This is a genomic window from Paraglaciecola sp. 25GB23A, assembly GCF_040012495.1.
GTDB lineage: Bacteria > Pseudomonadota > Gammaproteobacteria > Enterobacterales > Alteromonadaceae > Paraglaciecola.
In genome coordinates this window covers 19,845-39,601 of sequence record NZ_JBDYKM010000030.1, presented here as the reverse complement: position 1 = coordinate 39,601, position 19,757 = coordinate 19,845, and the positions used below count along the sequence as shown (strand labels likewise).

The following is a 19,757-nucleotide window of genomic DNA, read 5'->3' as shown; positions in this document are numbered from 1 at the left end:
CTAACCACTTCTTCCATTGACCAGCTTTGTGCCAGCGCTTTATCCACATACACCACCACATGCGTGTGATTACTCATCACCGCATAGGCCGCAATATCAATAGCGAAGAGGGATGATAAAAACAATAAACGCGCCTCCACCCAGCCGCGGCGGTGCTCATAGCTTTGGCCGGTAACAGTATCTCGGCCACACAAAAAAGAATGGCGAACACAGCGCGAGACACAGTGATAATAAGGGGTATCAATAAGACTGATTTGGCTTTGACGTGATTGGGGCATGACAGACCATCCGTGGTTGTTTGAACCTTTAAAGCGTAGTTCAAAACTGACTTTTTGCCAATTTATTATGGGTGTCATAATAGCGTTGATTACAATGGCTGTCTTTTTAATCTTACTCTTAGTCCCCTTATCATGGCTGTCTTAATTGCTTGCAACATAGCCAAGCGTTGTAATGGTGCAGTTTGTGTCAAATATCTAAATTATTCTAATGTTGCCGCCCAATAACGAACACAAATTGCCTTGTTTCCAGCAATCAACCTGATTTGGTAGGTTATGAGTAAAGGCCCAACTATCATTAAAACCGGGGATAGAAAGCAAGTAAGCAGCCAATCCACTTTATAAGCGATAACTTATAGAAATGGATTGGTTTGACTCAATATTTACTCAGGTCTATCTGTCACCGCCCCAGTGGAAGCAGAGCTGACCGTTCTGGCGTATTTTGCAAGCAATCCTCTGGTATATTTAGGGACGGGTTGTTGCCAATTTTGCTTTCTCCTAGCCATTTCTTCATCACTGATATTGAGCGTCATCTGGCGGCTTTGTGCATCAATAGTAATGCTATCTCCATTTTCTACCAAGGCGATAGCTCCGCCTTCGTAAGCTTCAGGCGTTATATGCCCTACCACAAACCCTCGACTACCACCTGAAAAGCGACCATCGGTGATAAGAGCAACATCGTTACCTAAGCCTTTACCCATAATAGCCGAGGTGGGGCTCAACATTTCTCGCATACCGGGACCACCTCGCGGGCCTTCATAACGAATGACAACCACATCTCCGGCGACCACTTTGCCATCGATAATAGCGGCAAAACCTTGTTCTTCTGAGTCATACACTTTGGCTGAGCCGGTGAAGCGTAAACCTTCTTTACCGGTGATTTTTGAAACCGCACCTTCAGGGGCTAAATTGCCAGTCAAAATAACCAAATGACTGTCTTTTTTGATAGGTTTATCAAAGGGTAAAATAATCGTCTGTCCGTCTGGATAATCTGCAACCCCAGCCAAGTTTTCGGCCATAGTATGACCCGTTACCGTCATGCAGTCTCCGTGCAACATGCCCGCATCCAACAAACGTTTCATCAGTGGTTGAATGCCGCCGATTTCTATTAATTCAGACATCAAATATTGACCGCTGGGTCGCAAGTCAGCAATCACAGGTGTTTTTTCACCAATTCGCACAAAATCATCTAATGTCACTTCTACGCCAATGGCGTCGGCCATGGCAATTAGATGCAGCACAGCATTGGTCGAGCCTCCAAGAGTAATGATCAATGTGATCGCATTTTCAAAAGCCTTTTTGGTCATAATATCAGAGGGTTTGATATCGTGTTCAAGCAGGTAAACAATGGCTTTGCCCGCATCAATACAGTCTTGTTTTTTGTTGGCTGAAACCGCGTTTTGTGCAGAACTGTTTGGCATACTCATACCCAAAGCTTCGATCGCCGAAGCTAAAGTATTTGCGGTATACATACCGCCACAAGATCCAGCTCCGGGTATCGCAGTTTTTTCAATATGTTCTAGTTGAGTGATGGGGATATCACCCGCAGCATAACTGCCCACCGCTTCGAATACTGATACTATATCAGTATGGTTTTCGCCTGGTAAAATAGTGCCGCCATAGACAAAAATTGATGGGCGATTCAAACGTGCCAAGCCCATCAAACAACCTGGCATATTTTTATCACAGCCACCAATGGCGATAATGCCGTCATGCCCCATGCCGGCTGATACCGCTTCGATAGAATCGCAAATAACCTCACGCGATACCAAGGAGTACTTCATACCTTCGGTACCCATAGAAATACCGTCAGAGATGGTAATGGTGTTATAAATCACGCTTTTAGCACCTGCACTATCTACGCCTTTACCCACTTCTTCTGCAAGAGTATTAATGTGCATATTACATGGCGTAACCATTGACCATGTTGAAGCAATACCCACCTGTGATTTTTTGAAATCCGCATCGCCAAAGCCTACAGCTCTTAGCATAGAGCGACTCGGAGCCTGAGCGGCACCATCTACGATTTTATGTGAATATTTGCGCGGTTTATCGGTACTCATTTTTAACTCTGCATTTTCAAATTTGATAGCTGCAACTATAGAGTTGTATAGCCAAATAAACAAACTAAGCCTATGAATTAAATGGTCTTATTTAGATGATTTTATAGAACAAGTTTTTCAAACTTAGAAGCGGGTAAAAGCGGGCTAATTAGCAGCTTAAGTTGCATTGCAACACACTGGGCCGTATTGTTGTGCGATAGCTACACGCTATGAGCTGAATCAGCAACAATTTTGGAGGGCAACTGATGGCAACTGACAACACAAATCAAAATGAACATGGTATCGCGAACTTTGCAGCCTTGAAGACCGCTATTGCTAATGGAGAAGAGCAGTCAATACGCTCATTATTGCCAGACGAACCGATGCAAGATCTTGAAAAAAGCTATCTCATTGAGCTAGCTAAACTCAACAACAACCACACAATCATAAGTTTACTTGAAGATATCCAGGTTAAAAAATAAGTAGACGAAAAATTGATTTAAAAAAGAATATGATGAGGTGATAGGAGCATCTATCTGAAGGGTGCTATTACGAGAGTTTTTTACTTAAGCCACGATTTAACCGACGCTATCAATTAGCTTTTTGTCTGAAAATCTATGCCGCCCAAGAAAAATATCCTTGAGCAGCAAGACCTATTTTCTTAACTTACCGTGAGTATTGCTTAGCGCGCTTACCGCGTAATACTCTCTTCTTAGGTCCAGTTTCGGTTGGTTTGTTGGTCTTTTTCAAACGCGCGGGCTTGGCGGTCGTTTTATCACTCGACTCTTCACTGGCTTTGGCGCGGCGTGGTTTTCCTTTAGGCTGTTTGTCACCCGTGTTTTCCATGTCAATAATGGTTTCGCTAGCTCTATTTGAGCGGCCTGATAGTACCTTACGCGAAATACTTTTAAGCAGAGAACCACGGCTACTGACTTCAAAACCAGGTTTAACGATACGTTTAATATCAGTACCAATGAGCTTTTGAATACGTTCTAAGGTTTGTTCTTCTTCACGGCTTACAAATGAAATGGCATTACCTGCAGCCCCTGCCCGACCGGTCCGGCCGATACGGTGTACATAATCTTCTGGCAAATAGGGTAAATTAAAGTTAACCACATAATCTAGCCCTTGAATGTCCAAGCCGCGGGCAGCAACTTCAGTAGCAATCAAAATTTGTAATTTGCCTGTTTTAAAATCAGCAATAGCACGGCGTCTTGAGCCCTGGCTTTTGTCACCGTGGCACACGGCCGCCTCAATTTTATGTTTTTTAAGGCCGGCTAATAAGGTATCGGCTTGTTCTTTGGTACTGGTAAATACCAACACTTGAAACCAATTTTTTTCCGCTAGCAGCTTTTCGAATAATTCGATTTTACGGCTTTCTTCCACCGTATAAACCGCATGCCTTACGGTATCAGCGGTACTATTTACCTTAGTGGCGCGGATTTGTTGATGATTATTCAGAATTTTATGGGATAGTTCATTGACTGCCGGTGAAGTGGTGGCAGAAAACAACAAGGTTTGACGTTTGTCCGCTGTCATTTGCATTAACTTCATTACATCGGCAACAAAGCCCATATCCAACATACGGTCAGCTTCATCTAATACCACAAACTCAACTTCTGCCAATACCACATTACCCAGAGTAATATGCTCTAACAAACGCCCAGGCGTAGTAATAACTAAATCAACACCTGCTTTTAATTTGTTCGCTTGTCCGCCCATTTTAACGCCACCATATAATGCGGTTACGCTGATAGGGACAAACTGCGCATAAGCACTAATAGCATCAGCTAATTGCTCAGCTAATTCGCGAGTGGGGGTTAAGATCAAAGCGCGAGGTCGACGAGAAACGACCGCTTTGGGTTTATCAAGCATTTGCTGTAATACAGGAATAGCAAAAGCAGCCGTTTTACCGGTGCCGGTTTGTGCCGTTACTTGTAAATCTTTACCGCGACGTGCTGGCACAATGGCCTGCATTTGTACGGGTGTCATATTACTGTAGCCACATTCCACGAGGGCGCGCTGTAGCTCTGGGGCCAAATCTAAAGATGAAAATTGCATAAGAGATCCTCTGTAGAATTGCTACAGTCAAAAAACGAGGGCGGAATATACAGCATTTTCCGCGTAAAGGTGAGGATTGATTGTGTTTTTGGCTAATTTTTGTGCACTTAATGTCGCTTGATAAAAATAAGTACCCAAGCGTCACTGCGTTTAGTATGCGTTAGCTAGGTTAAACTCCACAAAAAAGCTTATGTGACGGATAGTCAGATAGAAAATGTAATATATCTTCGCACCAGAGTTGCCCATGGTGCGAATGCGGACTTAATGGTTAATGTGAGGTTGCCAAACGACTGTCCCAATTTCCGCCATGCCCCGCAGCACAGGCTTCTTCACTATCAAAAAACACATTGCGCCTGACATCTTTAAGCAAAATCCCCGCTTTTAACATTTGCTTTTGCACTTGCTTGCGCAGGTAGGCATCTTGTTTTTGCTCCATCGCTTGACTCAAATGGTGCTCAGTTAAAAAAACACAGGTAACAGCGAGTGAGGCAGGAAAGTTACTGTAATCAGCTCTATGAGTTAGCCAGTCAAAGCCTTCAATGTGTTGTTTAGCTTCTTCACACACTTTAGTCAGCGCTTTGATCACGTTATCATCAAGTTTTTTGACCGTTGACTTCATAGAGCTCATATTATTTTCCGTAAGTGCAAAGGTAGGCGGTGTCTACACTGACTTTTACTTGAAATTTTACATCAGCTTCAATAGTAAAAATCTGACTGGTACTGAATGTCTGCCATTCAGTTTGGCCCGGTAATAACACGGTTAAGGCACCGCTCACCACTGTCATTGTTTCAAACTGGCTGGTACCAAATTCATACTCACCAGGCGCCATTACACCTACTGTAGCGGGCAAAGTTGCAGTTTGAAAAGCCATTGATGTGACATTGCCGTCAAAATATTCATTTACTTTAAACATAATTGTTCCTTGAGATAGATTGTCAATTTGGTGGTTAATTTAACAGATTTCAGCAGTCAATAAGCCACCAATTTTGCCTAAATTAGACGACAATTGACTAGTTACTTAATTTTTAGTCTCATCATTTTTCAGTTCACCATTTTCATCTTGTTGTTTTTTAACTTCCTCTTTGCGTTGAACTATAGCTTCTATGGTTTGTTGAGCCTTGGGATCAGGTAAAAACATTTGGGCAAAAATACCAAAGGCCAGCGCTACACCTTTTCTTTTTCGGGCTAAAGCCACTAATTTTAAGCACAGCCAAATAAAAATTAAAAAAATTATCCAAGGCTTAAGCTCAGCGTAGATAGCGATTAAATCTCTCATAGTTACATTCTCAAATTTGCTTCTTTTATGCAGGTTTAAAATCCCTGCGGTAATCTTGGTTACTTAAGCAAAAATTGAATTGGGGAGTATATCTAAAGCCTCATACTGCTGATTGAATAGTTTTATAAGGCCTGGTCGCTTGATCTTATGCCACACTTGTTGTTGGTGTGACATGTAAACCTGAACACCATGTTGATAGTTTTCAAGCATGGGAGGGGCAAAAGCGTCGCCTGCTAGACGGATAAAAAACGGCAGCAATATGACTGAGTCATTGTGGGTTTGATTATGAGTAACAGGATCGAGTGATCCTATTTGCTTGACTGCGGTAAAAAGCTTTACTTGCTTGTAGTCAAATTGCTTTACTGCAAAACGCTTAACCGTAAGCGGCTGAGAATGTTCGACACTTTCTAAGCTTGGAGCGATTGAATCAGAATGGGGCACATTGGGCGATACAAGGAGAACCGAAAACACTAAGCACAAGGCGCTTAAAAAAAGCATCGCCGAAGTTTTATGATTAATGTTCATCGTGTTTTATACGCCATTGTTAAACACCTTATTTACTTTATGATGGTGACCTTATTCAGTAAACCAAGTTAAATTATTCGCATAGCAAGCTTAGAGAACATAATTATGATCATTCAACACCATCAGCAAGATATAAACACAGCCACTGGCACTATGCGTACTGAGGTTTATCGTCCAGTGCAAACTGGTACTTACAATGCCATCGTTTTTTATTCAGAAATTTTTCAAGTAACCGCTCCTATTGCTCGCAGCGCTGCTATTCTGGCTAGTCACGGTTTTATTGTACTGGTACCCGAAATATTTCATGAACTTAACCCTGTGGGTACTGTTTTAGCTTATGACGATAAAGGCAAAGATAAAGGTAATGCTGACAAGTTTGCAAAGCCACTCGAACATCATGATAGCGATACACAAGGGATAATTGATTATCTGAAATCGCAATCATTTTATGCACAGAAGGTGTTTAGTATGGGTGTGTGCATAGGCGGCCATTTAGCCTTTAGAGCGGCATTAAATCCAGCAATAAAAGGTGCGTTTTGTTTATATCCTACAGATATTCATTCAAACACACTGCCTTGTGAAATTGGTAACGATTCCTTGAGTCGGAGTCCGCAAATAAAATGCCCATTAGTTCTCGTGTTTGGCAAGCAAGACCCACATGTACCAGCACAAGGACGTCAGCTAATTTATCAAACCTTGAGTGAAAATAACTGCGACTTTAGTTGGCATGAGTTTAATGCTCAACATGCTTTTATGCGCGATGAAGGAGAGCGTTTTGATGCAGCCTTAGCGATGCAGTGTTACCGCATGGCAGTCGATTTTTTTCAGCAAAATAGTTAGTTGATATCAAGCACTCTATGCATAGGCTAAAAAGAAACGTTTTGATTGGTTTAGCATTTTGCTTTAACCCTTTGCTTATTGCCCAAGCCAATGCAGAAAATGGCAATAATGAGTCTCAAAAGCAAAGTGTTACCTTTGCTAACCCGGCTGCTCAGCAATTTCGCATTCACGGTTTAAGCCGTTTTACTGGTGAGCAAAAAGACGTATTGCGCCAATGGTTAAAAGAGGGTGTTAAGGCCACTCGCCAAACCTTAGGAGATTATCCTCGTCGCCTTGAGCTGTATGTCTACCCAAAACCTTCTGATCAGCCTGTTCCTTGGGCACATACCCGCAGAGATGCGCAAGAGAGCATACATTTTTATGTTGATACTCGGTTTGCTTTGCACGACTTTATAAGCGATTGGACGATTTATCACGAACTCGCTCATTTGGCGATCCCCTATGTAGGAGAACAGTACGCATGGTTTTCTGAGGGTTTTGCCAGTTATATGCAATATCAGATTATGGAAGCAGATAAACTATTGTCTGAGCCTGTTAAGCAGCTTTATCATAACAAAATCGCACCTCATTTAAGTCGATTTAATATAAGAGAAAGCGCAGCAAGCATTGCCACTAAACTGATGGAGAAACGCAATTTCCCTGCGGCTTATTGGGGTGGTTCATGGTACTTTGTGATGGCTGATCAACAATTACAAAACCAACACAATATGCGTTTAACCGAGCTTATTGCGCTTTATCAACAAGCTGGTAGAGAACAGGATAAAAATATTCAAGAAGTGGTTAAATCTCTTGATGCACTTATTAATGACTCGTTATTTAGCGACTTACTTTATCGCTTCGAACATGGACCCGCTCAAGAGCTCTATCCAAGCCAGTTCAACTAAAAAGCGGCTGACGGTGGCATTATTTTAGGGTTTTATTAGCACTGAGTAGCTCAATAAATTGTGCAAAATCACTAAACACCCAATCGGCAAGGTGGGCATAATCTGGCACTTGCTCAGGTGCATATAAACCCGCGAACATTTGCGCGTTGTTGGCGGCCTGCAGATCATAAAGATAGTCGCCAATATAAGCCAAATGTTGCACTGGCAACTGCCAACTCTCTGCTATTTGTAACAGTGCTGTCGGATCAGGTTTTGCAGGTGCATCTTCGCGAGTGAGCACAACATCAACCGCTAGTTGATTATTATTTAATTTTAACCAAGTCGCTACTTTGCTATTGCGAGTCACAATTGCCGTCGGAATATGGTTACTCTGCAACATGCTAATGGCCATTTGCGCGCCTTCAATCCAGCTCGAATTTTGTGCATCTGCCAACTCATGCTCCAGTACCACTTGATTGGCAAAGCGTTGTTGCTCTTGGGGCAGAGCTGCAATGAAGCTTAAAATATCTAGCTGTGGTGGACAATTAATCTGCTGGCGCATCGCCTGAAAATCCAGTGCGGAAGTCAGTAATGTGCCATCAAGATCAAAAATCACCCCTTTGATTAAGTGCAATGGTTTTGCAAACATATCATTCGCTCGTTTTTAATAAAAGTGACACTCTTACGCCAAAACACACTTTAAAGACCCATCATTTACCGATTTTATTCACTTTTTATTAAATGAAACTGAGTTTGCCTACCATCTAAATAACGCACACCTTGGCCATCAAAATAGGCTTCTTCCTCCAACATAATTCGAATCTCCTTTTTCCATTGTGGAATGAAAGTAGCAGCATTGAGCTCAATTGAATAAGCGGTATTGGCATGTAAGGGATAATCGCCCTCCCCTGGCACCCCTCCTTGAGAATCCCACATACCGAGAGTCGTGCCTGCCGCATGCCCATGAAAACCAATGGGGTGAGTATAGATTGAAGGTTTAATTCCTTGTTCAATCGCTTGACGGCGAGACATGGCCAGTACCTCATTTCCTGTGCGGCCAAGCTTAAAGTTAGCGATGAATATGTCTTGTAACTTGTTACCATTTGCCAATGCCTGCTTGAGATAATCAGGCGCATCTTGCTCACCTTTTTTTAGTACATAGGCATGTTGCTGCTGATCAGTATTTAAACGCAAATAAGTAATACCGAAATCCAAGTGTAACAAATCTCCTGGCATAATAGTTTGCTGCTCAGGGCGCTTACTGAAAGCTTGAATATGATCAAATTTATCTTCTGAAGCACGTTGAATAGACACTGTTGGGTGAAACCATGTTTGTAATTTCAACTCAACCACCTTCTCGCGCAGCCACCAAACCACATCTTCTGTCGTGGTTACCCCAGGTTTAACCACATCATTTGAAAACGCCTCGGCCACAATTTTATGGCTTAACTTAACGATGCTTGGATAAACCTGCATTTCTTGCTCACTTCGGGTTTCTAACCAAGCAATCGCTAATGGCTCTGAGGATACTATTTGGCTTTGCAAGTTTGGGCCAAGTGCTGACTTGAATTCTTCATATTCAGTTGCAGTTAAACCGTCCGCCAAGGCCACAGTTGTAGATTTATTCAAGGCTATCTTGTGCGGATTTTTTTGTTTGATCAGTTCAACCAAACTATCCCATTGATTGGGCTGTTGTTCTTTATCCCACGATTTACGAAACATAGTATCAACATTATACCGAGCAACCGCTAAGCGCTCGATGGCTTGAAAATTACCCTCTTCATCCTTACCGGGGTCAAACAACACTAATATTGTTCGGCGTCTAGCTGATAACCAATTTGCAGGCAACATGGTTTTGAGTACAGGGTCTTCATTATATTCACGGGATATTAGGATCCACATGTCAATGCCTTCTCGGCGCATTAATGTAGGAAGTAAGTTTTCTAGTCGATCATCCAAGTGAGTATTAATAACTTGAGCACGGTCACGCAGACTAAGTATTCCATTATTGTCTTGGTCTGCAAATGCAGGTTGAAGCCAAATAAGCGAAAAAGTAACAAGTAGCTTTGTCCATTTTGTTGTCATTATTGTTTGCCTGTATTCAATTTTTTACTGTAAGTGAGTTTTATGTAAAAGCGAAACTTTGGCTTCAGATTAACACTCAGCGTACAATAACTGAAACAGCAAAAGAACTAACCATTATGAAAAAAACAATCTATGTGGCCTATACGGGCGGCACTATTGGTATGCGTCCATCAGCACAAGGTTATGTACCAGCAGCAGGTTTTTTATCAAGCACCCTAGCAAAAATGCCAGAATTTCATCGCGCCGAAATGCCTTCTTTTACTATTCATGAATATGATGAATTGATTGACTCTTCAGATATGGACCCCACCGATTGGCAACAAATTGCCGATGATATTGCGCAAAATTATGAGCAATACGATGGATTCATCATATTACATGGCACCGACACAATGGCCTATACAGCCTCTGCACTGTCATTTATGTTAGAAGACTTAGGTAAACCTGTGATAGTGACGGGCTCGCAAATTCCCTTGGCAGAGCTGCGTTCAGATGGCCAAGTTAACTTACTTAACGCCCTCTATATTGCGGCTAATTTTCCTATTCCTGAAGTCACTCTGTTTTTTAACAACCAGTTATTTCGCGGCAATCGCAGTCGAAAAGTAGATGCCAATGGTTTTAATGCATTTGATTCCCCCAACTTTCCAGCCCTATTAAAGGCGGGTATTAGTATTGACGTAGACAAACGTTTGATCGGACTGAAACCGGATAACAAATTACGGGTAAGCCCCATGCGATCACAGCCAATTGGTGTGGTGACACTCTACCCCGGTATCAGTGCCGAAGTGTTGCGCAATACTCTGCAACAACCTGTTAAAGCCCTTATATTATTGAGCTTTGGGGTAGGTAATGCGCCCAAAAACAAGCCATTATTAGATCAATTAAAAAATGCTGATGCACAAGAAATTATCGTATTGAACTGTACTCAATGCATGCGTGGCAAGGTTGATATGGGTGGCTATGCCAACGGGCATGCCCTGCGAGAAATTGGCGTTGTTTCTGGCACTGACATGACGCCAGAAGCGGCATTGGCCAAACTACATTATTTGTTGAGTAAAGATTTACCACTGAATGAGGTCAAACGATTATTGACTGAAAATATGCGCGGCGAACTAACGCTATAAAATACTCCACCTGAAAAATAAGTCATTACCACAGTAAATTGCGGCCTTTGTTTACCACAAAAAATCTACAGCACTAAATTTCAGACATAAAAAAAGCAAACCGAAGTTTGCTTTTTTTGGTAATACTTTAATTTAGTTAAAAATTAAAGAACTACGATGTTCTCTGCTTGAGGACCTTTTTGGCCTTGAGTTACAGTGAACTCAACTTTTTGACCTTCAGTCAAAGTTTTGAAGCCAGTTCCAGTGATAGCACGGAAATGAGCGAAAACGTCAGGGCCATTCTCTTGTTGAATGAAACCGAAACCTTTAGACTCGTTGAACCATTTAACTGTACCAGTAGTAGTAGACATAATTTTTCCTATAAATAAAAAGTAATTTGCCTCAAATGAGGCGATTTTGGTGCTGAAGCGTGTTGCAATTACTTATGATCTACAAGACGAGGTACTGCTATGGAACATCGAAACAATGTGCATAAATATCAAACTTACTTTCAAGCCTGTTTAGTATAGCCTTCCTACTAATAAGGTCAACAACTATTATTGAAAAACTGGTCTAACAAGACTAAGTGTTTCAATACCTTAGTTTAAAAAGAAAGTTTGATATCGTTAAACTAAAAGACTTATTAAGACTAAACATGCCCTTGCGATGTCGTTTTTTAAAGCCGTATTTACTGCGGTAAAACAGTCTAATTCAAGTCGCTAAAAGCGCATTTAATTTACGCCTGATAAAATCGCCCTAAGCTACACCATTCATGCGTTTGCTTGTAATTGGCAGTAAACAAATGGCCGAAACTATGGCACTTAAAGAAGCGAATAAGAAAGTCAGTTCAGCACCCTGCCCCTGTTGCCACAATTCCCCAGCAATAAACCCACCGCCAGCGCCACCGAGTCCAAATGCGACACTAATATAAATAGCTTGGCCACGACTTTGAAAATATTTACCAAAATAAACATGAATGAAATGAATTGATGCGGCATGGGTCATTGCAAAACTAAAAGCGTGTAACATTTGACTCAATAGTAAAAAAAATAAACTATCGGCATAATAGGCTAACAATGCCCACCTGAGCGCGGTTAAGCCAATGCTGAATACTAATAGGCTTTTAACGCCAAAACGTTTAATTAAACCGCCAGCAAAGATAAAAATAACGACTTCGACCATCACTCCAGTAGCAATCAGCCAACCAGTCGCTTGTCCGCTGTAACCAAGATCCTTGGCGTATAATGCAAAAAAACCGTAATAAGGCCCAAAGCTCATCTGTAACAACATGGCTGAAAAAATGAAACAAATAAAAATAGGCGCCTTTAGTTTGGGCCAAATAGAATCATTTTGTTGTAATGGTTCGCGTGTTTTGTTCGGTTCAGTTAAGAAAAAACTACTGCACAATAGAGTCAGTAAAATTAAACTCGTAATATAAACGGGCGCTTCCGTTGAGAAGCTATCAATCATCGTTCCGGTGGCGATGGTGAGTAGAATATAGCCGATACTGCCCCATAGCCTAATCTTTCCATAGCGACTGCCCTGGCCGTTGACACAAGACAAGGTCAGCACTTCTATTTGCGGCAAAATGGCGCTGATAAACATCATCATCAAACCAATACTGATGCTTAGCGCCCAAAAGCTATCGATGAAAAACACTAAACTAAAGCAACATAAGCTGAGCAAACAGCCCAATTGCAACATCCGTAAATTTTTGCCTGACTTGTCGGAAAAGTTAGCCCACAAATGCGGCCCAATAATACGTGCTAAGGTGATAAATGCGGTGAGCTGGCCAATTTCGACCGACGAAAAGCCCCGGGCATCGAGAAAAACGCCCAGATACGGAATAATGACTCCCACCTGCCCAAAATAGCAAAAGTAGGTGAAAGCCAGTAAATATAAATTGGTATTAGAAAAAGCGCGTTGCGACAAAATCGGTTATGACAGGCTTACGCCTGTCCAGGGATAGTTGGTGTGGTATTAATAACGTCGGCGTTTTGACCGCGATGACGTAATAAATGATCCATAATAACCAGTGCCATCATGGCTTCGGCGATAGGCACCGCCCGAATACCCACACAAGGGTCATGACGTCCTTTAGTTATTACTTCGGCACTTTGACCATGCACATCTATTGTTTCACCAGGTACACTAATACTGGAGGTAGGTTTTAACGCCATATGCACGATAAGATCTTGTCCACTGGAAATACCACCGAGTACCCCGCCTGAACGATTCGACTTAAACCCTTGGGGTGACATCAAATCGCGATGCTCGCTGCCCTTTTGTTCAATGACAGCAAAACCATCACCAATTTCTACTCCTTTGACCGCGTTTATCCCCATCATTGCGTGCGCTAAATCAGCATCGAGTCGATCAAAAATGGGTTCACCTAAGCCAACTGGCATATTTGTAGCGACCACTGAAATTTTAGCGCCGATAGAATCGCCTTGTTTTCTAAGATCACGCATGTATTCATCTAGGGCATCTAATTTACTGGCATCAGGGCAGAAAAATGGGTTGCTGTTAGTAATACTATGATCCACTGTTTCGATTTTTACTGGGCCAAGTTGTGATAAATAGCCCAATACTTCAATACCCAGCTTTTCTTTTAAATACTTTTTCGCGACACTTCCTGCAGCAACACGAATAGCCGTTTCACGGGCAGAAGAGCGACCGCCACCACGATAGTCCCTTAACCCATATTTTTGCTGGTAGGTATAATCTGCATGGCCAGGACGAAAAGTATCTTTAATTTTTGAATAATCATTACTGCGTTGATCAGTATTTTTAATCAATAAACCGATACTGGTACCTGTCGTGCGGCCTTCGAAAACACCTGATAAAATTTGTACTTCATCTTCCTCACGTCTGGCAGTGGTATAACGAGAGGTGCCTGGTTTGCGGCGATCTAAGTCTATTTGCAAATCGCTTTCGTTAATTTCCAAGCCAGGAGGACAACCGTCTATGACGCCACCAATTGCTATGCCATGACTTTCGCCAAAAGTGGTCACTGTGAAAAGTTTGCCGAAGGTATTACCCGCCATAGTTTATTTCCTGTCTCTTACTATAAATGTGTGTGTTGAACATCAATGATTAAATTGACGACTCCCTTGCTTAAGCCTTATTTAGATATTTGGCTTAATGTTGAATCGAGTGCCAATATTCAACTAAGTCGGTTTTATTAATGGCAAATACACCATTACCGCCGTTTTCAAACTCAACCCAAGTAATGGGCAGGTCGGGGTATTTTGTCGGCATGTGTACTTCACTATTGCCTACTTCAACAAATAACCATCCTCCCTCGGCTAAAAATTCAGGGGCTTGACGCAGTATATCATCTACCAAATCTAGACCATCTTCACCTGCCGCTAATGCAAGCTCAGGTTCATGATGATATTCGTCGGGTAAATCATCCATATCTTCGGCATCAACATAAGGTGGATTACAGACTATCAAGTCATAACACTGTCCTTTGAGCGCCGTCATTAAGTCTGACTGGATGGGAAATACTCGCTCCGACAAACCGTGCTCATTAATATTCATCTCAGCCACATCGAGAGCATCAGGGCTAATGTCTACTGCATCAACTTGGGCGTTTTCAAAAGCATAAGCTAGGGCAATCGCAATACAACCGCCACCCGTGCACAAATCAAGAATGGTCAAAGGTTCGTAGCTCAACCAAGCATCAAATTTATTTTGAATAAGCTCAGCAAAAGGTGAGCGAGGAATTAAAACGCGCTCATCAACATAAAATGGCAAATTACAAAACCAGGCTTGATTAGTCAGGTACGCTGCAGGAATACGCTCATTCACACGGCGCAGTATCATGGCCACTAAATTCACTTTTTCTGCTGTTGTTAAGCGACTATGAAACAATTGATCGCCCGTTTGTAGGGGCAAGGTCTGCGGTAAATGCAAAAGTTGCAGTATTAAGCTGGTCGCCTCATCCCATGGATTATCCGTACCATGTCCATAATACAGGCCTGCTTCATTAAAACGGCTCACTGACCAGCGTACAAGGTCGAGAATGGTGTGCAGTTCATTGACTGTTTGTTCAATATTAATTTGTTGATTCATGGTGTAATTTTTACTTGCTTAATGTTTGGATTGGCTAAGGCCTATGTGTCAAACTTAGCACTAGCTGCACTTCTATTATTAATAAATCGCTAATACCTAATTTGATGAAAGATAAAATACTTAAACAATTTGATCCATTGCCAACGCCTGATACAGAGTTATTCATTCAGGAGTTTAGAGATATTGTACCCATAAAGCAGGACAAAATACCGCCTCAACGCTTTTGCAGCAAGAACATTTCCCAAGGAAAAAGAAAAAATGTTGCGAATAACAAACAAATCAAGCAAGTCGCTGCCAGTTTTATTTTTTCTGATGGCTTTGAGGCCTATTTTAATCCAGACGAAAAAATCAAATATGTTAAACCCGGAACTGAGGCTCAAACCATAAAACGTTTAGCACGAGGAGACTACGCACCAGAGTTTTTACTCGACCTACATGGCTTAAAGCAAGAAGATGCTAAGTTAGAGATTGCCGCATTGTTGCATGCAGCACATAAAAAACACGTAAATTGCGTCAGTATCATGCACGGAATCGGCAAACACATTTTGAAAAAAAGTGTTCCAAATTGGCTAATGCAACACCCTAATGTATTAGGTTTTCATCAAGCGCCTAAAGAGTGGGGAGGGAAATCCGCTTTGCTGGTGCTGCTTGATGTGCCAACGAACTTCAAAAAAGACTAACTTAAGCTGACTTCAGATTAACTAAATAAGCGCCAGAACCAACCTTCTGATAATTCTTCCTCACAACCTTTAAGTTGAGTTGCATAACTCAAAGATCGATAATGCACGGTTTTTGCAACTTTTTTTAACCACGCTTTTTTATGATAAGTACCACGTTTATAGCCGCCCCAACCTTCATGATAATTTAGATATTGTTTTTCAGCATCCCACTTTGAAACACCATTTATCTTATGGGTTTTAGCGATAAACCAGCCCATAAAGTCTATTGCATCATCAAAGTCGGTTCGATCAGCCCAGCTGTTGTCTGTTTCACGAATATAATCCTCCCAAGTAGGTGTTTTAGCTTGAGAATAACCGTAGGCAGTACTGATATGCCCCCAAGGAATGAGACCAAAAAATAAATAATCTTTGGGTGGACGAGCCTTAGCTTTAAAAGAACTTTCTTGATACATCATCGACATTGGAACATGGATAGGTACGCCCCACTTTTCACTCATATCTTTAGCTGCATCATACCAATCGCGTTTTTCAAAAAAAATTTCACACAGGTCACTGCTATTTTGCGGTGGCGGAGTCACGCTGCAGGCCACTAAAAATAAAGAGCTAAGCAATGAGACAAAAATAATTTTAATTTTTTTAACATTATTTGTGAACTTTTTATACATTGGTCACTCTGACTTAATGTGTTCTAGTTATTGTGTGTTTTTCCCTGGTAGTAGCTTTAAGGCCTGATGTAAATCAGGCTTTTTTTTTGCTTACTAACATTGAGCTAATACCGCTTCATCACTAGAAAAATAGTTAGCTAAAAATTCATCGAATGATTCACTCACAACATCTTCAATTTCATCTTGCTTTTGCATCGATAGTTGAGCTTGTGCATCAAGTTCAGCCTCAGTCATCGTTTTATATTCATTGGCCAACAGTTTGGTTTTGTAAGTTTCAGCAAGATTTAGCCCCATCTCACTATTGTCTTGCTGTTTGCTTAACAGCATATTTAATATCTTAGCCGATGGTGTCAGTTCAGGGTTGAGCACCTTTTGCCACTCAATTACCAAGGCCTGTGTATAATCTTTGCAATTGTTGGCACTATCAAGCAATTTAGCCACTTCATTCATTTCAGCAAATAAGGCGTCAGCCCAATGCGGTAAGCTCATTAATTTACCATCATTGCATAACATCAAGTCGGGATCTCTGCCCTCTTTGACTACCGCTTTTAAATTATTCTCGGTTTCTTGATATTGTTCTGCTTGCATAAAATCGCTTGGGCTTATGGCGCAGTAAACTAAAAATACATCCAAGAAAAAGAACTGGTTACGCTCGATACCAATTTCACTAAATGGATTGACATCCAATACTCTCACTTCGACATAATTCACCCCCCTTGCGTCTAGAGCATCAGTGGGTTTTTCCAGACTTTTTGTGGGTTGCTTGGGGCGAATAGGTGAATACAGCTCATTTTCTATCTGTAATACATTGGCATTCAACTGCTGATATTTACCGTCTTTTTTACCTGCAAATTTCTGGTAAGTGGCAGAAGGTTTGTTAATAGCACAACGCAGAGACTTGATATAAGTTGAGACATCGTTGTAACAGATAGCCAAACCCGATTGAGCACTGTTGGTATAACCCAAATCACTCATGCGTAAAGAGGTTGCATAAGGCAAATAATATGTACCTGTTCCCAATGTTTTGAAGGGCAAAGAAGTCTTTTTGTTTTTAATGAATGAACTACACAATGCAGGAGAAGCACCATACAGATAGGGCAACAGCCAACAGAAGCGACGATAGTTTCTGATTAAAGCAAAATATGCCGCAGAAATGCTTTCTTTAGTGGCAATGTCATCACTGCTTTTAGGGATCCACTGTTGCCAAAATGTATCGGGCAGAGAAAAATTAAAATGCACACCGGAGATAGCTTGCATCATACTACCGTAGCGATTTTTTAAACCTTGGCGATACAAGGTTTTCATTTTTCCGATATTTGAAGAACCGTATTGGGCTAAAGGTATATCATCATCACTGGTAATAAAACATGGCATACTCATCGGCCATAACATTTCTTGTCCCATGTGCGACAAGACATACTTATGCAAATCTTGTAGCTGAGCAATAGTAAGGTCAGCGCTTGACTCTGGCGGAGTAATAAATTCAAGCAATGATTCAGAAAAATCTGTTGTTATGCATTCATGGGTCAAGGCAGATCCAAATGCTTTAGCATGGGGAGTTTGGGCCAAACCGCCATCAGAATTAACTCTTAGTGTTTCGCGTTCCACTCCATGTTTGATCCCAGGTAGTGTCGATTTGACCGTGTCCTGTTGTAAGATGGCGAGACGCTGGGCGAAAGTCGTTGAGTGTGTTTGCAAAATGCTTATTCCAATTATAAAGGCAATGCCTCTTTCGACACCACCAAAGCTAGTTCAATTACATAAGGGCTAAAAAGTCTTACTTACAGCGATATCTTATCCTACAAAACGAAGACACCAAAATTTGTTGCTTTTGAGCAAGGTTACAAAATGTGTTTAATGACAGTGTACTATGATGTTGCTTTGCACAAATTCAAGTCATTTAGTCGATAATTAATCGTATTATGATTAGATAAGCCTATAGAACTGAATTTTTTGTCTGTTAAACTACCAAGATATTAGCGCAAGAGATTTAAATTAATGGAAAAAACCGCCCTCTTAATTGACTATGAGTTTGCCTTAAAACAATTTAGCGGTAACAGCGCTTTGTTGTTAAAAATGTTTGGCAAGTTTAACGAACAATATCAAACTGCAGATAAACTATTAGAGCAACTGTTATTCGAACAAGATATGAAGTCCTTGAAACTGCATGTGCATACAATTAAAGGTGTGAGCGGTAATTTAGGTATGCAGTCTTTACATTTAGCCAGCAGAGAATATGAACTCAAACTAGACAAAAATACCGATTTAGGCGCATTACAAACTTATATTCAGGTGATACAGCAAACCTTAGACGAGGTTAACCAGGCGATTACTCAAGGCCTAGCCTCTAATACTAGCGCAGAAGTTAAACTTGCAGAAAAACCCAGCAACTCAAAACAGTTATTGCTGGACGCATTAAACCGCAATGAATTTATTACCCAAAGTAAACTGGCTGATCTATTGAACGACTTATCATTAAATGATGAGCAGCAAAGGGCTCTGAAAAGCGCAATTGCTGACTTTGATTATGAAAGCGCCAAACGAATACTCGGTTAAGCCCTCTTGTTAATCGAGATAGTATTTGAACATCCTGATTTTGTTGTTATTAACAAACCACCGACGATTGCTGTGCAAGATGAAGAGCATCAGCAAGGAATCTTACCTATTATTTGTAAGCAACTAGGCTTAGAGCGTCTGTGGTTAGTGCATAGATTGGACAAAGTCACTTCAGGCCTACTTGTATTAGGCAAATCCGAGAGAGCTGCGGCTGAGTTTGGTCGACTATTTGAAGCCCATCAAATAGAAAAGTACTATGTGGCTATTGCGTGCAAAAAACCTAAGAAGAAGCAAGGAACTGTCAGTGGCGGCATGAAAAAAGTCCGTGATGGCTTGTGGATACTAGATGACACTCAGAATCAACGCGCAACAACCCAGTTTAATAGCTTTGGTCTTATCCCCAATAAACGCCTATTTTTACTCAAACCACTGAGCGGTAAAACCCACCAAATCAGGGTTATGATGAAAAGCTTGGGCAGTCCGATACTCGGCGACACGCTGTATAAAGGGGAAAGTGCAGACCGCACATACCTGCATGCTTACGCACTAAAATTTAACTACCAGCAAGAGAATATCGAACTATTGTGTGAACCAAAGGTGGGCGATTTTTTTGCTTTAACAGCAACACAAGACTTGCTTAGTAACCTCTCTTTGCCCTGGACATTAACATGGCCAAATTATAGCCACCCTCATTAAGAAATAGCG

At 41.4% G+C, this 19,757-nt stretch carries 21 protein-coding genes and 1 pseudogene; 7 read left to right on the top strand and 15 right to left on the bottom strand.

The window, feature by feature from the left end:
* Together ABKW31_RS21070 and ilvD are read right to left on the bottom strand one after the other, a co-directional pair.
* Positions 1–278 (bottom strand): annotated as a pseudogene (locus tag ABKW31_RS21070) (transposase); the annotation flags it as partial.
* 380 nt (positions 279–658) lie between these two features.
* Positions 659–2,338 (bottom strand): dihydroxy-acid dehydratase, encoded by a 1,680-nt coding sequence (gene ilvD / locus ABKW31_RS21065; RefSeq protein WP_348618611.1) that lies wholly within the window; start codon positions 2,336–2,338, stop codon positions 659–661.
* Positions 2,339–2,583: 245 nt separating this feature from the next.
* On the opposite strand from ilvD, the gene ABKW31_RS21060 reads away from it, so the two are divergent.
* The gene (locus ABKW31_RS21060; protein WP_348618609.1) at positions 2,584–2,799 is read left to right on the top strand and encodes a hypothetical protein; all 216 of its coding nucleotides are present in this window, start codon (positions 2,584–2,586) and stop codon (positions 2,797–2,799) included.
* 184 nt (positions 2,800–2,983) lie between these two features.
* On the opposite strand, the gene ABKW31_RS21055 is transcribed toward ABKW31_RS21060, so the two are convergent.
* From ABKW31_RS21055 to ABKW31_RS21035, 5 genes are all read right to left on the bottom strand, one after another.
* Entirely contained in the window at positions 2,984–4,378 is a 1,395-nt protein-coding gene (locus ABKW31_RS21055) for a DEAD/DEAH box helicase (protein WP_348618607.1), read from the bottom strand.
* 268 nt (positions 4,379–4,646) lie between these two features.
* Positions 4,647–5,006 (bottom strand): Fis family transcriptional regulator, encoded by a 360-nt coding sequence (locus tag ABKW31_RS21050; protein ID WP_348618606.1) that lies wholly within the window; start codon positions 5,004–5,006, stop codon positions 4,647–4,649.
* Position 5,007: 1 nt separating this feature from the next.
* Complete coding sequence (locus ABKW31_RS21045) at positions 5,008–5,292, bottom strand: pyrimidine/purine nucleoside phosphorylase (RefSeq protein ID WP_348618604.1); 285 nt, start codon at positions 5,290–5,292, stop codon at positions 5,008–5,010.
* A gap of 105 nt (positions 5,293–5,397) precedes the next feature.
* A complete protein-coding gene (locus ABKW31_RS21040; RefSeq protein ID WP_348618602.1) occupies positions 5,398–5,655 on the bottom strand; it encodes a hypothetical protein in 258 nt (85 codons plus the stop codon).
* A gap of 63 nt (positions 5,656–5,718) precedes the next feature.
* Entirely contained in the window at positions 5,719–6,180 is a 462-nt protein-coding gene (locus ABKW31_RS21035; protein WP_348618601.1) for a hypothetical protein, read from the bottom strand.
* Between the two features lie 105 nt (positions 6,181–6,285).
* On the opposite strand from ABKW31_RS21035, the gene ABKW31_RS21030 reads away from it, so the two are divergent.
* Together ABKW31_RS21030 and ABKW31_RS21025 are read left to right on the top strand one after the other, a co-directional pair.
* Positions 6,286–7,020: a dienelactone hydrolase family protein gene (locus ABKW31_RS21030; protein ID WP_348618599.1), complete on the top strand. Its 735-nt coding sequence runs from the start codon at positions 6,286–6,288 to the stop codon at positions 7,018–7,020.
* 41 nt (positions 7,021–7,061) lie between these two features.
* Positions 7,062–7,904, top strand: a complete 843-nt coding sequence (locus tag ABKW31_RS21025) for a hypothetical protein (protein ID WP_348618597.1) — start codon at positions 7,062–7,064, stop codon at positions 7,902–7,904.
* 19 nt (positions 7,905–7,923) lie between these two features.
* Here ABKW31_RS21025 and ABKW31_RS21020 read toward each other — a convergent pair whose 3' ends face one another.
* Positions 7,924–8,532 carry an HAD-IA family hydrolase gene (locus ABKW31_RS21020; protein WP_348618595.1) on the bottom strand — a complete coding sequence of 203 codons (609 nt, stop codon included), beginning with the start codon at positions 8,530–8,532 and terminating at the stop codon, positions 7,924–7,926.
* A gap of 74 nt (positions 8,533–8,606) precedes the next feature.
* Positions 8,607–9,968, bottom strand: a complete 1,362-nt coding sequence (locus ABKW31_RS21015) for a M24 family metallopeptidase (RefSeq protein ID WP_348618594.1) — start codon at positions 9,966–9,968, stop codon at positions 8,607–8,609.
* A gap of 116 nt (positions 9,969–10,084) precedes the next feature.
* On the opposite strand from ABKW31_RS21015, the gene ansA reads away from it, so the two are divergent.
* Positions 10,085–11,092: an asparaginase gene (gene ansA / locus ABKW31_RS21010; protein ID WP_348618593.1), complete on the top strand. Its 1,008-nt coding sequence runs from the start codon at positions 10,085–10,087 to the stop codon at positions 11,090–11,092.
* 143 nt (positions 11,093–11,235) lie between these two features.
* Here the strand turns inward: ansA and ABKW31_RS21005 are convergent, their stop codons facing one another.
* From ABKW31_RS21005 to prmB, 4 genes are all read right to left on the bottom strand, one after another.
* The gene (locus tag ABKW31_RS21005) at positions 11,236–11,442 is read right to left on the bottom strand and encodes a cold-shock protein (protein WP_068379496.1); all 207 of its coding nucleotides are present in this window, start codon (positions 11,440–11,442) and stop codon (positions 11,236–11,238) included.
* A gap of 385 nt (positions 11,443–11,827) precedes the next feature.
* Entirely contained in the window at positions 11,828–13,003 is a 1,176-nt protein-coding gene (locus ABKW31_RS21000; protein WP_348618592.1) for an MFS transporter, read from the bottom strand.
* 17 nt (positions 13,004–13,020) lie between these two features.
* Entirely contained in the window at positions 13,021–14,118 is a 1,098-nt protein-coding gene (aroC, locus tag ABKW31_RS20995) for a chorismate synthase (RefSeq protein WP_348618590.1), read from the bottom strand.
* A 94-nt stretch (positions 14,119–14,212) separates the two neighbouring features.
* A complete protein-coding gene (gene prmB / locus ABKW31_RS20990; protein WP_348618588.1) occupies positions 14,213–15,151 on the bottom strand; it encodes a 50S ribosomal protein L3 N(5)-glutamine methyltransferase in 939 nt (312 codons plus the stop codon).
* A 104-nt stretch (positions 15,152–15,255) separates the two neighbouring features.
* Between prmB and smrB the strand changes: the two genes are divergently transcribed.
* A complete protein-coding gene (gene smrB / locus ABKW31_RS20985; RefSeq protein ID WP_348618586.1) occupies positions 15,256–15,831 on the top strand; it encodes an endonuclease SmrB in 576 nt (191 codons plus the stop codon).
* 17 nt (positions 15,832–15,848) lie between these two features.
* Here the strand turns inward: smrB and ABKW31_RS20980 are convergent, their stop codons facing one another.
* Positions 15,849–16,496 (bottom strand): hypothetical protein, encoded by a 648-nt coding sequence (locus ABKW31_RS20980; protein ID WP_348618584.1) that lies wholly within the window; start codon positions 16,494–16,496, stop codon positions 15,849–15,851.
* A gap of 93 nt (positions 16,497–16,589) precedes the next feature.
* Positions 16,590–18,194: a glutamate--cysteine ligase gene (gene gshA / locus ABKW31_RS20975; RefSeq protein WP_348618583.1), complete on the bottom strand. Its 1,605-nt coding sequence runs from the start codon at positions 18,192–18,194 to the stop codon at positions 16,590–16,592.
* Between the two features lie 300 nt (positions 18,195–18,494).
* Here gshA and ABKW31_RS20970 point away from each other — a divergent pair, with 300 nt between their 5' ends.
* On the top strand, positions 18,495–19,052 hold the full coding sequence (locus tag ABKW31_RS20970; protein ID WP_348618581.1) for an Hpt domain-containing protein: 558 nt from the start codon (positions 18,495–18,497) through the stop codon (positions 19,050–19,052).
* 6 nt (positions 19,053–19,058) lie between these two features.
* Entirely contained in the window at positions 19,059–19,748 is a 690-nt protein-coding gene (locus ABKW31_RS20965; protein ID WP_348618579.1) for a TIGR01621 family pseudouridine synthase, read from the top strand.
* Positions 19,749–19,757: the final 9 nt, after the last annotated feature.